Source organism: Mesorhizobium sp. M9A.F.Ca.ET.002.03.1.2, from assembly GCF_003952365.1.
Classification (GTDB): Bacteria; Pseudomonadota; Alphaproteobacteria; order Rhizobiales; family Rhizobiaceae; genus Mesorhizobium.
In genome coordinates this window covers 5656165-5669018 of the sequence record NZ_CP034443.1, presented here as the reverse complement: position 1 = coordinate 5669018, position 12854 = coordinate 5656165, and the positions used below count along the sequence as shown (strand labels likewise).

Below are 12854 nucleotides of genomic sequence, written 5' to 3'. Positions count from 1 at the left end.
CTTTCGGGGAGGAGAGGCATATGGCCGGACAAGTCGCGGTCGGTTCGAGGAGCGGATTGCGATCGGCTTTGCCTTTGCTCCTGCCTGCCTATCTCTGGCTGACGGTGGCGATCTTCCTGCCGCTGTCGGCCATGGTCTTCTTCTCGTTCATGACGGAGCTGCCGCTGTCGGGGAAGGCGTGGGCGTTTACGCTCGACAATTACACGACCTTCTTCTCGCAAGGCCTCTACTGGACGCTGCTTCTGGCGTCGCTCAGGCTCGGGCTCGAGGTGACGCTGTGGTGCGTTGTCATCGGCTATCCCGCGGCTTATGTGCTGGCCAAGGTGCTGAAGGGGCGCAGCCGCGAGGCGATCTTCCTGCTGGTCATCCTGCCGTTCTGGTCGAACGGGCTGGTGCGCATCTTCTCCTGGGCGATGGTGCTGCGCGAAGGCGGCATCCTCGACACGGCGCTCAACGCCGTGCTGCCGTTCAAGATCAACATCGACCTGATGTATTCCTATCCGGCGGTCATCATCGGGCTGGTGCACTCCTACGTGCCCTACATGGTGCTGACCTGCTACCTCACGCTGCAGGCGATCGACGATTCGCTGATCGAGGCAGGGCGTTCGCTCGGCGCCTCAAGGCTGCAGATGCTGAAACGGGTGATCATGCCGCTGTCAATGCCGGGGCTGGTCGCAGGTGCGGCGCTGGTCTTCGTTCCCGTCGTCGGCTCCTTCATGGAACCGCGCATCCTCGGCGGCCGTACCGGCACCTTCTATGGCACGATCATCGAGGACCAGTTCGTTGCCGTCTTCAACTGGCCGCTGGGCGCGGCGCTCTCGTTCATCCTGCTGGCCGTGGTGCTGATCATTCTGGCGGTGGCCTCGCCGGTGCTCAGGAGGGCCGCGTGATGGCGACGACGCGTATCCTGGAATGGCTCGGGCGCCTCTACATCTGGCTGCTGCTCGCCTTCCTCTATTTGCCAATCATCATCATGGCGCTGATGTCGTTCAACGTCTCGCCATTCTACCAGCTGCCGCTCGAATGGACGACGGAGTGGTACGCTTCGCTATGGCAAAACGACCAGCTGATCTCGGCAACCTGGAACAGCGTCAGGATCGCGGTCATCACCACCGTCATTTGCACGGTGCTTGGGACGGCGGCATCGCTGGCACTCTATCGTTACGACTTCCCAGGCAAGAAATTCCTGCAGGCGCTGTTGTTTCCGCCGATCGCCATTCCGTGGCTGATCACCGGCACGGCGATGCTGATCTTCTTCTTCGGCGTCGGCATCGGACGGGGGCTGTTTGCAATCCTGCTCGGCCACGTGGCGCTGGCGCTGCCCTACGTCATCGTCGTCGTCTCTGCCCGGCTGCAGACCTTTGCGCCGGACCTGGAAGAGGCGGCGCGCTCACTCGGCGCCAACCGGTGGCAGGTGACTTCGCGCGTGACGCTGCCCTGGACCATGCCCGGCGTCATTGCCGGCGGGCTGTTCGCCTTTGCCGTGTCGTTCGACCAGTTCGTGGTGTCCTACTTCCTGTCGACGCCGGGCCAGACGACGTTGCCGGTCGAAATCTATGCCGCGATCCGCAAGGGCTTCACGCCCGAGATCAATGCGGTCTCGACGATCATCATCGTCGTGTCGATGGCGCTGATGCTGCTTACGGCACGGTTCTTCAAATTCGGCGGAGAAAAATAATGGCCGGCGTGCAGGTATCGAATGTGTCGCGCAGTTTCGGGGCGCACAAGGCGCTGGACGACGTCTCCATCGATTTCGCCGATGGCGGGTTCTATGCGCTGCTCGGGCCGTCGGGCAGCGGCAAGACCACGCTGCTCAGGCAGATCGCGGGTTTCGATTTTCCCGACTCCGGCCGCATCGCGATCGGCGGCGAGAGCGTCGAGCGGGTGCCGGTCGAGAAGCGGCGCATCGGCATGGTGTTCCAGAACTATGCGCTGTTTCCCAACATGAGCGTGGCCGACAATATCGCCTTCGGCCTGTCGGTGCGCGGCGAAGCCAAGGCAACGATAGCCAGCGAGGTACAGCGCGCGCTCGACCTTGTGCAACTCGGCAAGCTCGGTGGCCGCCGGCCGCACCAGCTGTCCGGCGGCCAGCGCCAACGGGTGGCGCTCGCCCGCGCGATCGTCACCAAGCCGCGCGTACTTTTGCTCGACGAGCCGCTGGGTGCGCTCGACAAGGCGCTGCGCGTCGACATGCAGATCGAGCTGAAGCGCATCCAGCGCGAGATCGGCATCACCACCATCTTCGTCACCCACGACCAGGAAGAGGCGCTGACGATGAGCGACCGCATCGGCATCCTGCGCGACGGCAGGCTGGTGCAGGAAGGGTCGCCTGAGGAGATCTACGACAGGCCGAAGTGCGAGTTCGCCGCCACCTTCCTCGGCGACGCCAACATCTTTCGCGGCGACACCACCGGCACAGGCATTCGCTTGGCCGACGGCACGGCGATCGCCGCCGCCGGGGCGGGCGCATCGCTTACCGCCGGTGCCAAGGCCAGCTGCGCGGTGCGGCCCGAACGCATCCGCATCGCCGCCGATGCCGGGACTTCTGATCCGAACGCCAATATGCTACGGGGCCAGGTTTCCAAGCGCATCTTCGCCGGCAACAGCAGCACCTATTTCGTCGAGCGTGACGGGCAAATCCTCAAGGTCATCGTGCAAAACACAGGCATTGAAAGATTGGCGGAAGGACAAGAGGTGGTGCTGCGCTGGTCGCCGGAGAGCACGGTGCTGATCGCCGCGGGCTAGATCGGCCCCTGGACTTGCCAGGCGGTCCGCAATCGGGAAGAGCATGGTCGGGCAAAGTGCGAAAGCAGAACACCCCATGACGCTTGAACTGAGTGCGGGCGACCAGTCGATGCTGCAGGGCGAGCACGGTCCGGCCGTGGCCGCCGCGATGAAGATCCTTGTCGCCTTCTCCAACGCGGTCGGGGCGCAGAGGCTGCTGGACATTGCTGGAGCCCATATCGACGGCTGTCTCTACCACGGCAAGGCCGGCCTTGATTTCGTTGAGCGGCTTGTCGAGGGCGGTGGCCGGGTCAAGGTGCCGACAACGCTCAATGTCGGATCGTTCGACCTCATCCATCCTGGCCTGGTGAAGATGCCGCCGTCGCAAGAGGCGCCGGCGCGCCGGCTGATGAAGGCGCATCTGGAACTCGGTTGCCAGGCGACCTTCACCTGCGCGCCCTATCAGACGCGGTTCCGGCCGGGTTTCGGCGAGCAGATCGCCTGGGGCGAGTCCAACGCCATCGTCTTCGCCAATTCGGTGATCGGTGCGCGAACCAACCGCTATGGCGATTTCATCGACCTGTGCTGCGCGATCACCGGGCGCGCGCCGGCTTGGGGGCTGCATCTCGATGAGAACCGGCGCGGCCGGATCCTGTTCGAACTGGCCGGCGCTGCTCTCGAACCGAGCGATGCTCTGTTCGTCGGCGTCGGGCTGATCATCGGGCAAGCGAGTGGCGACCGCGTTCCGGTGATATCGGGCCTGCTGGCGCCGCGCGACGAAGACCAGCTGAAGGCGCTGGGCGCGGCGGCGGCAACGACGGGCGCCGTGGCGCTGTTTCATGCGGTGGGCATCACGCCGGAAGCAAAGACGCTCGACGAGGCGTTGCACGGCATGGCGCCACAGGAGACGATCCAGATCTCGCGCGCCGATATCGACCATGCGCTCGCCGGACTGTCCAACATCCCCGACGGTGCGCCGCTCTCGGCGGTATCGCTCGGCACGCCGCATTTCTCCCACGAGGAGTGGATGCGCCTGTTGCCGCTGCTGCGCGAGGTCGCGCCGGGCAGGGGCATCCCCATCTATGTCAACACCGGACGTGCCACGCTGAGACGATTGCAGGACGAGGGCGCGCTGGCCGGCATCAAGGCGTTCGGCCTGGTTCCTGTCACCGACACCTGCACCTATGTCACGTCGATCCTTGAGCAACTCGACGGCGCGGTGATGACCAATTCCGGTAAATGGGCGCATTATGCGCCTGGCAATATTGGTGTGTCGGTGACGTTCGGCGACATGGAAGATTGCGTCCGCTCGGCAGCGGCCGGCCGGGTCGTGCGAGGCGCGCGGTGAAAGGGCTGGAAAAGTCAATCTTGAAGAGAGCGGGCACGTTCCAGCTTGCCGGCGAGGCGGAAGGCTCGGCGCTGGTACTGTCGCAAGCGCTTAGTTTCTGGGGCGGCGTGAATGTCGAAACAGGCGACATCATCGACCATTCCCATCCGGATCTGGGCAATAATATCGCCGGCAAGATCCTGGTCATGGCGTCCGGGCGCGGCTCGTCATCCTCGTCTTCGGTCCTGGCCGAGGCGATTCGGAGGGGCACGGCGCCGGCCGGCATCCTGCTGGAGCGGCCGGACCCGATCCTTGCCGTCGGCGCCATCGTCGCCGAGTTCCTCTACGGTATCGGCATGCCGCTGGTCGTCTGCGACACATCCGGCATTGTTTCCGGCGACCGGATCGAGATCGGCATGGCCGAGGGCACGCACGCGGTAATCAGGACGGCCGGCGTTCCGCCTGAGCGGACTGGGTCGGGTGGCGCGCCGGCGCCGGCGACCGGCGACATCGAGGGCAGCACTTGATCGGCGCGATCCCGTTCAGATCTCCGGGATGCTCTCCTTAAAGATCACCTGCAGCCTCGGCTGGTGCAATTCGTAAGGCAAGCTCCTGACCGCATGGGTCAACGCGTTGAGCGCTTCGCGCGCCTCGACGCGGGGGTTCTGGTCGATGACCGCATCGAGCGTGCCGTCGAGCAGAAGGTCCTTGGTGCCTTCCGTCACCTCATGGCCAAGGAACACCGTCGACAGCGCACGCCCTCGCTCCTTGAGCGCGCGGGCGATGCCGGTGTTGCCGGCCCCGACATTGTAGATTGCAGCCAGGTCCGGGTGCCGGTCCAGCAGCGCGGAGGCCTCTGAATAGGCCTTTTCCCGATCGTCGAGCATCTCGCGCATCTCGACGATCTGCAGGTTGGGCGATTCTTCCGTCAGGATGTGGCGGAAGCCCATCTCGCGCTCCTCATGGCCGCGATAGGAGAGCGAGCCGGCGAACAGCGCGACTTTACCCGGATGACCGGCGCCCATGAAGCGGTTGAGCAGATAGCCGGCGAGGCGGCCGGCGGCGCGATTGTCGATGCCGATATAGGCAACCCTGGGCACATGCAGGATGTCGGACGCGATGGTGACGACCTTGACGCCGCTGGCCGACAGCGAGCGGATCGCCTCGCGGACCGTCGGATGGTCGAGCGCGATGACGCCGACGCCTTGCGTCTGGCCGTGCAAATCCTGCAGCAGCCGGGCAAGCCGGTCTGGATTGAAGCCTTCGATGGTGGCGACGCGCACATCGAGATCGGGCCGCGACTGCGCCTGTGCTTCGATGTGACGGTGCAGCATCTTGATGAAGGAATTGGTGCCGGCGGGCAGGGCGAAGTCGAGCCGTATGACATCGCCGGGCAGCGCGTTGCGCGGGGTCGGGCCGTTCGAATTCTCCGCGATATAGCCAAGCCGCTGCGCCGTTTCGAGCACGACTTCGCGGGTGCGCGCCCTGACCCCGGCGCGGTTGTTGAGCACACGGTCGACCGTGGCGGGTGAAACGCCGGCTTCCCGAGCTACGTCTGTCAGGGTGGACCGCACAGTCATTACCTCACTGCTAGTGCGTTAGGAACGCATCAAAACGCGCTTACGGATCGGATGTCGGGACGACAGGCTTCATCGCGCCACGCGATTCTGATGGGAAATGATGTATCCGGCCTTGGCCGATGCGCAAGCCGGCGCGCTACACCAAATCGTCGAGCCGGGCCGAAAAGGGTTGCCGCGGCGCACGGTTCCCTCAGATTCAAGCAGTGGTGCCGTGTGATAACCCTCGCTGGACTGCATTCTCTCCCTCAATTGCGATGTTATGATGTGTTTTGAGTATTTATGATGTTGACAGGCTTCCCACAGTGCCGTCAATATCCATCATGAGGGCCGCGGAGGAACAAGGCCCCCGAGGGAGGACTTCCAATGTCTGATATGATCCGCATGTCGCGGCGCCGTTTGCTGGCGTCCGGTGGAAAGGCGGCAGTGCTTGTTGCCGCCGCAGGTATCGCACCGAAATTCATCCGTCCCAGCCGCGCCTATGCGGCCGATGCCCTGGCGCCGGGCATGATCGGCGGCCCGACGGGCTTCGATGGCTCGGAGCGCTATCAGTATGGTCCCGACACGCCGGAGGGCCGCGCCATCGAAGCGGCCAAGGCAATGAAGGGGGCCGGCAAGGCGCCGGCCAAGATCGTGCTCGGCCTGTCCGACGGCTCGATCGGCCAGTTGACGCAGCCATTTCCCGCCGGTGCGCCTTCGATCAAGGACCTGTGGGAAAAGGAAACCGGCATTCCGCTCGAGATTGTCGGCGTTCCAAACGGCCAGGAATTCACCAAGACGATGCAGGACATCTCCACCAAGGGTGGGGCCTATGACATCTACGCGGTCGAATGGAACCGTCTCGGCGACCTCGCCGAAACCGGCGGCATCCTGAAGCTCGACGACTTCGTCGCCCAGTACAAACCCGAATGGGACGATCCCGAGCGCGGCTATGTCAATGGCGCCAAGGGCGTCTCGCTGCTCAACCAGTATCGCGGCTCGACCTATGGCGTATCGCTGGACGGCGATTTCCAGACCTGGGTCTACAGCACCGATCTGTTCGGCGACGCAACCGAGAAAAAGGCCTTCTCCGACAAACACGGCTACGAGTTGGCGCCGCCGAAGACCTGGAAGCAGCATGACGAGATCGCGGCCTTCTTCCATCGTCCGGACAAGGGCCTGTTCGGATCGACCGATCTGCGCAACCAGGGCTGGGGCTACACCAACTGGTACCAGCGCTATGTCTCGATGGCCTCGCCCAACCAGTTCCTGTTCGACGATAGCGGCAAGCCGCTGATCAATTCCGAGCAAGGCATCGCCGCGACCAACGAGTACATCGCCTCGCTGGCCCATCATTCGCCGGATGCGATCTCGTGGGGCTGGCCGGAACAGTACGGCAATTTCGCCAAGGGCGGCGCCGCCATGACCTGCGCCTTCTCAAACTTGCCGAAGTTCCTCGACAATGCCGGCAACAAGGATTCGCAGGTCACCGGCAAGATCGGCTCGATGCTGCCGCCCGGCCGCGAGCTCGACGGCAAGCTGATCAGCCGTTCGGTGCTGTGGCTCAACCTGTCGGCCTCGGTCTCCTCGCAGGCCAAGAATCCGGAGGCCTGCTACCTGTTCCTGCAGTGGCTCGGATCGAGCCGTATCTATGCCTGGATGACCGCCAATCCGGGCGGCTATTTCGATCCGTTCCGGTTGTCGGATTTCTCCGACCCGCTGGTTCGCCAGACCTACCACGCCTACCATATGGATGTGGTGCGCGAGACGGTCGCCCGCACCGTGCCGACCATCAACTATCCCGGCGCCACCGCCTTCCACAATGCGCTGGACGAGAACCTTGTCGCAGCCCTTACCAAGGCCAAGACCGCCGAGCAGGCGATGGCCGACACCGAGGCGGAATGGAAGAAGATCGCCCGCCGGACCGGCGAGGACAAGCTTCTCGAAGCCATCAAGACCAACAAGGAGGCATGGCCCACCGTTCTCGATCCGATCAGCTGATCCTTCCTCCTGGGATTCGAATGGAGGGGAGGAGTGATTGTTCTTCCCCTCCGCAAACGATGGTGCCAGCAAAGCTGCAAGATGAAGCGTTCCGTTCCCTTCGAAATATTCCGCTATGCGGCGATCCTTGCGGCCATGGCGATGACGCTGGTGCCGATCCTTTGGATGGTGTCGATGGCCTTCAAGCCGATCGCCGAATGGTCAGCGACCGGCGCCGACCTGACCTGGTGGCCGAAGGAGCCGACGCTCAGCAATTTCCGTTTCGTCTTCGGTGAATCGACCAACAATCTGATCGTCGCGCTCGACCGCACCGCCCTGAAGCCGATCGCCTCGTCGCTGCTGTCGGCGGTGTTCGGAACGGCGATCGCCATGTCCGCGGGCACCGCAGCGGCCTACGGGCTGTCGCGCTTCGGCTCGGGCCAGAACCTGCCGCTGGCGCTGATCCAGCTTCGCCTGTTTCCGCCGATGGCGGTGATGACGCCGGTGATGATCATGTGGGCCTTCCTCAACTTCACCGATAGCTGGTGGGGGCTGTCGCTGATCTATGGCATCGTCACACTGCCTTTCGCCTTCTGGCTGATGAAGACCTTCTTCGACGACATGCCGCGCGAGATCGAGGAGGCGGCCCTGGTCGAGGGCTGTTCGCGGTGGCGCGTCTTCACCCGCATCACGCTGCCGATGATGCGCGCGCCGCTGGCCAGTGCGGCTCTTTTCGTCTTCATCCTGAACTGGTCGGACTATCTGATCGCGCTGCTTCTGACGACACGCGAATGGGTGACGGTGCCCGTCTACATGGCCTCGCTGTCGTCCTCGATGACCGGACAGCTCTACGGCGCGAAAGCAGCGCTCGGCCTCATCGCCGCCGTGCCGCCTGTCGTCATGGGCATCGCCATCCAGCGCCATCTGGTGCGCGGGCTGACCTTCGGAGCGCTCAAGCAATGAGCGCGGTGACGGCCACGACTTCGGAGGACGCTCCCATTTTGGAAGACAACGGGAAAACCGTCCAGGCAAAGCCGGCCCTTCGGGACGAGGGGGCAAAGCTCGGCTTCCGGTTGACGCTGCCGGCGCAGATCCTGGTGCTGTTCATCGCGGTCTTCCCGCTGTTGATGCAGCTCTACATCAGCCTGACGGACTGGTCGCCGCTGTCCGGCCTCGGCTGGTGGAGTGCCTGGTCGCTGTGGAACAATTTCGCCAACTACACCGATCTTGCCGCCGACGCGCGCTTCTGGAGCGCGCTGAAGCGCACGGCCATCGTCATGATAGTCTGCGTGCCGGCGGAATTCCTGCTGGGCCTCGCGCTCGCCACGCTGTTTGCCGACGAGTTTCCCGGCAAGCGGATCTTCTACTCGATCCTGCTGATGCCGATGATGGTGGTGCCGGCGGTGGCTGGCTATATGTTCTTCATGCTGTTCCAGTCGGGCGGGCCGGTCAACGACATCCTGTCGTCGATATCGGGCTTTCCCGTCACCATCGCCTGGCTTTCGGACCCGACGCTGGCGCTCGTCGCCGTGATGGTCGCCGACATCTGGCAATGGACCCCACTGATGTTCCTCATCCTGCTCGCCGGCCTGGTCGGCGTGCCCGAGGACCAGATCAAGGCGGCGACGCTGCTCGGCGCCAATCCCTGGCAGCGCTTCGTCACCATCGTGCTGCCGAAGATGAAGACGATCATCATCATCGCGCTGGCGATCAGGGCGATCGAGAACTTCAAGATATTCGACACGCTCTACATCATGACCGGCGGCGGTCCCGGCGTCGCCACTGAAACCATCTCGGTCTACATTTACAAGCTTACTACGCAGGATCTGATCTGGGGCTATGTCGCGGCGATCGCGCTGGCCATCCTGATCGTGCTGTCCATCGCCGCGGTCTTCGCGATGAAGCGCATGGCCCGGGCACGGGAAGTGACGGCATGAGCGCGATCCATCTGCAGGACCTGGTCAAGAAATTTGGCGACTTCACTGCGCTGAAGACGATGGATCTCGCCATCGCCGACGGTGAGTTCATGGCGCTGCTGGGGCCGTCGGGCTGCGGCAAGTCGACGACGATGAACATGATCGCCGGCATGGAAGAGCCGACCAGCGGCAAGATCCTGTTCGGTGAGCGCGACATGGCCGGCGTGCCGATAGGGCGTCGCGGCGTCGGCTTCGTCTTCCAGAATTATGCGATCTTCACGCATATGACCGTGCGGCAGAACCTCGCCTACGGCCCGAAGATGCGCGGCGCGCCAAAAGCCGAGATCGATCGCCGCGTCGGCGCCATTGCCGAGATGCTGCAACTGACGCCGCTGCTCGACCGTAAGGCCGACAGGCTGTCGGTCAACATATTGCAGCGGGTGGCGATCGGCCGCTCGGCGATCATGGAGCCGGCGATCTTCCTGCTGGACGAACCACTGTCCAATGTCGACGCCGCCTTCCGGGCGGTGATGCGGACCGAGCTGAAGCAGCTGCAGCGGCAGTTCCGGCAAACCATGGTCTATGTCACCCATGACCAGCTCGAAGCGATGACCATGGCCGATCGCATCGCAGTGATGGACCATGGCGTGCTGCAGCAGGTCGGTACGCCGCTCGAGGTCTACAACAATCCGGCCAATGTCTTCGTCGCCCGCTTCATCGGTGCGCCCGGCATGAACCTGCTCAAGGGCAGGCCGGCCGAAAGCGACCGCGGCCTGGTCGTCGACCTCGGCACGCTCGGCGCCACGCCGCCGCTGCCGGCTGAAATCGCCGCCGCGGTGCGGGATGCGCGCGGCGACGTGCTCTATGGCTTCCGCCCGGAACAGGCGGCGCTGGTCAAGCGCGGCCAGGGGCTGTCCTTGCCGGTGACTTTCGTCGAGCGCATCGGCGCGCGCACCATCGTCCATCTCGGCCAGGGCGAGAGCGCGGTGAAGGCGGTGTTCGACAACGATGTCGGGCTGGCCATCGGGCAAACAGCGGTCGTCGCGCCGGCCGCGCAGTCGGTGCGCGTCTTCGACGCCGCCAGCGGTCGCGCCATGAGAGCGGGTTGAGACATGGCCAACATCGTCTTCAGCAATGTGACGAAACGTTACGGCAGCACGCTCGCCGTCGACGATGCCTCCCTCACGATCAACGACAACGAATTCTTCTGCTTCTTCGGACCGCCGCTTTCCGGCAAGTCGACGTTGCTGCGCCTCATACTTGGGCTGGAAGTTCCCGACAGCGGCGAGATCCTGATCGGCGGCAGACCGGTCAACGCGGTGTCGCCGGCCGAGCGCAACGTCGCCATGGTGTTCCAGAACCTGGCGCTGTTTCCGCATATGAGCGCGCGCGACAATGTCCGCTTTCCGCTGGTCGAGCGCAGGGTCGCCGAAGCCGGGATCGAAATGCGCGTCGCCGACGTCGCGGCCAAGCTGCATATCGGCCATATCTTGCACAAGCCGCCGGCGCAGCTTTCGGGCGGTGAGCGGCAGCGCGTGGCGATTGCGCGTGCGCTGGTGCGCGATCCCGCCGCCTATCTGATGGACGATCCGATCTCGGCGCTCGACGCCAGGTTGCGCGAAGAGACGCGCGTCGAGCTAAAGCGTATCCAGCGCGAGCTCGGCAAGACGCTGGTCTATGTCACGCATGACCAGGAAGAGGCGATGTCGGTCGCCGATCGCATCGCTATCCTGGAGAATGGCAAGATCAGGCAGATCGGCGCGCCGGCCGAGATCTATGATCGCCCGGCCAGCACCTATGTGGCGCGGCTGCTCGGCTCGCCGATGATGAACATTTTGAAATCGGTGCGCGGTGAGGGCGGCGTCGAGGCGGCCGAAGGCACGATCCGTATCCTGGATAAGGCGGCTCCAGCCGATGCCGTCGAGATTGGGCTCAGGCCTGAAGACATCAAGGTGCGGCCCTGGCTTGGCGAGGGAATATCGGATGCCGCAAAATCCGATGGGCGCGCGGGCCGCCCGGCGCGGGTGTTCGAGGTCGAACCGCTTGGCGGCTACACCGTGGTGACGCTCGCTGCCGGGCAGGCGCGCCTCAGGGCGCTGCTGCGCGGCCAACCTGATATCAGGCCGGACGCGATGGTGGCGATATCCTGCGAGCCGGCCAAAGTGCATTATTTCGGGCAGGGCGGAGGAGCGCTGGCACGATGACAGCGGCTGCAAGAAACGAGCTTCGGGAGGAAGAAATGGCAGGCACAGGCTTCGAGCCGGACGTGAAGGTCCGCACCAGGGAATACAAGATCGGCTGCGTCGGCGCCGGCATGATAATGGCCGAATGCCATCTCGCCGCCTATCACGAAGCTGGCTTTCCCGTGGTGGCGATCGCCTCGCGGACCAAGGCCAGCGCCGAGAAAGTCGCCAAGCGCTGGGAGATCCCGACCGTCCACGACACGCCGGAACAGCTCATCGAGGACGAAAACGTCGAGATCATCGACCTCGCCTTTCCGCCGGACCAGCAGCCGGCGCTGATCCGGCACGCGCTGAAGCAGAAGCACATCAAGGCGATCCTGGCGCAGAAGCCGCTGGCGCTGTCGCTCATGGATGCGATCGAACTTCGGGACGAAGCTGCCAAGGCCGGCAAGATCCTCTCCGTCAACCAGAACATGCGCTACGACCAGTCGATGCGCGTCCTGAAGCAGATCATGGATAGCGGCGCGCTCGGCGATATCGTCTTCGCGCAGATCGACATGCACGCGATCCCGCATTGGCAGACGTTCCTCGAGGACTACGACCGGCTGACGCTTGCCAATATGAGCGTGCACCATCTCGACGTGCTGCGCTTCCTGTTCGGCGATCCGGACGAGATAACGACGCTGACCCGCAAGGATCCGCGTACCCGTTTCGACCATTCAGACGGCATCACCGTGTCGACGATGCGGTTTCCGTCCGGGGTGCTCGCCGTGTCGCTGGAGGATGTCTGGTCCGGTCCGCGCCAGGACGGCTACAAGGATGACCAGCACATCAACTGGCGCGTCGACGGCATGAAGGGCGTCGCCAAGGGCACGATCGGCTGGCCGACGGGCTCCGCCTCGACGCTGACCTATGCCTCGACCGAGACCACCGGCGGCGAATGGGTGACGCCAAGCTGGAACACGATGTGGTTCCCGCATGCCTTCATCGGCGTGATGGAGCAGCTCCAGCACGCGGTGAAGACAGGTGAGCCGCCCGCCCTTTCCGTCGCCGACAACGTCAAGACCATGGCGCTGATCGAAGCGGGTTATCGCTCGATCGACGAGGGTCGCACGGTCAAGTTGTCCGAAATCTCAATCAACTGAATCACTTACAGGGAGGACTTCAT

12 protein-coding genes are annotated in these 12854 nt (G+C 64.0%); 11 read left to right on the top strand and 1 reads right to left on the bottom strand.

Annotated elements, in window-relative coordinates:
• Window positions 1-20: 20 nt before the first annotated feature.
• The 5 genes from EJ066_RS27430 (at window position 21) to EJ066_RS27410 (ending at window position 4578) form a co-directional block, all read left to right on the top strand.
• Window positions 21-890 carry an ABC transporter permease gene (locus EJ066_RS27430; RefSeq protein ID WP_126043060.1) on the top strand — a complete coding sequence of 290 codons (870 nt, stop codon included), beginning with the start codon at window positions 21-23 and terminating at the stop codon, window positions 888-890.
• On the top strand, window positions 890-1678 hold the full coding sequence (locus tag EJ066_RS27425; protein ID WP_126043059.1) for an ABC transporter permease: 789 nt from the start codon (window positions 890-892) through the stop codon (window positions 1676-1678). Before EJ066_RS27430 ends, EJ066_RS27425 begins: the two co-directional genes overlap by 1 nt.
• Window positions 1678-2745, top strand: a complete 1068-nt coding sequence (locus EJ066_RS27420) for an ABC transporter ATP-binding protein (RefSeq protein WP_126043057.1) — start codon at window positions 1678-1680, stop codon at window positions 2743-2745. The genes EJ066_RS27425 and EJ066_RS27420 overlap by 1 nt, the downstream gene beginning before the upstream one ends.
• A 76-nt stretch (window positions 2746-2821) precedes the next feature.
• The gene (locus EJ066_RS27415; RefSeq protein WP_126043056.1) at window positions 2822-4072 is read left to right on the top strand and encodes an aconitase X; all 1251 of its coding nucleotides are present in this window, start codon (window positions 2822-2824) and stop codon (window positions 4070-4072) included.
• Window positions 4069-4578, top strand: coding sequence for a DUF126 domain-containing protein (locus EJ066_RS27410; protein ID WP_245454990.1), 510 nt, complete (start codon window positions 4069-4071; stop codon window positions 4576-4578). Before EJ066_RS27415 ends, EJ066_RS27410 begins: the two co-directional genes overlap by 4 nt.
• A gap of 15 nt (window positions 4579-4593) precedes the next feature.
• Here the strand turns inward: EJ066_RS27410 and EJ066_RS27405 are convergent, their stop codons facing one another.
• The gene (locus EJ066_RS27405) at window positions 4594-5625 is read right to left on the bottom strand and encodes a LacI family DNA-binding transcriptional regulator (RefSeq protein WP_126044069.1); all 1032 of its coding nucleotides are present in this window, start codon (window positions 5623-5625) and stop codon (window positions 4594-4596) included.
• Between the two features lie 369 nt (window positions 5626-5994).
• Between EJ066_RS27405 and EJ066_RS27400 the strand changes: the two genes are divergently transcribed.
• The 6 genes from EJ066_RS27400 to EJ066_RS27375 all read left to right on the top strand — a co-directional run bounded on the left by EJ066_RS27400 (window position 5995) and on the right by EJ066_RS27375 (window position 12831).
• Complete coding sequence (locus EJ066_RS27400) at window positions 5995-7608, top strand: extracellular solute-binding protein (RefSeq protein WP_126043053.1); 1614 nt, start codon at window positions 5995-5997, stop codon at window positions 7606-7608.
• Window positions 7609-7689: 81 nt separating this feature from the next.
• A complete protein-coding gene (locus EJ066_RS27395; RefSeq protein ID WP_126043051.1) occupies window positions 7690-8550 on the top strand; it encodes a carbohydrate ABC transporter permease in 861 nt (286 codons plus the stop codon).
• On the top strand, window positions 8547-9524 hold the full coding sequence (locus EJ066_RS27390) for a sugar ABC transporter permease (RefSeq protein WP_126043050.1): 978 nt from the start codon (window positions 8547-8549) through the stop codon (window positions 9522-9524). The genes EJ066_RS27395 and EJ066_RS27390 overlap by 4 nt, the downstream gene beginning before the upstream one ends.
• Complete coding sequence (locus EJ066_RS27385; RefSeq protein ID WP_126043049.1) at window positions 9521-10612, top strand: ABC transporter ATP-binding protein; 1092 nt, start codon at window positions 9521-9523, stop codon at window positions 10610-10612. Before EJ066_RS27390 ends, EJ066_RS27385 begins: the two co-directional genes overlap by 4 nt.
• Before the next feature lie 3 nt (window positions 10613-10615).
• Entirely contained in the window at window positions 10616-11707 is a 1092-nt protein-coding gene (locus EJ066_RS27380; RefSeq protein ID WP_126043047.1) for an ABC transporter ATP-binding protein, read from the top strand.
• A gap of 35 nt (window positions 11708-11742) precedes the next feature.
• Window positions 11743-12831, top strand: coding sequence for a Gfo/Idh/MocA family oxidoreductase (locus tag EJ066_RS27375; RefSeq protein WP_126043046.1), 1089 nt, complete (start codon window positions 11743-11745; stop codon window positions 12829-12831).
• The last annotated feature ends 23 nt before the right edge of the window (window positions 12832-12854 follow it).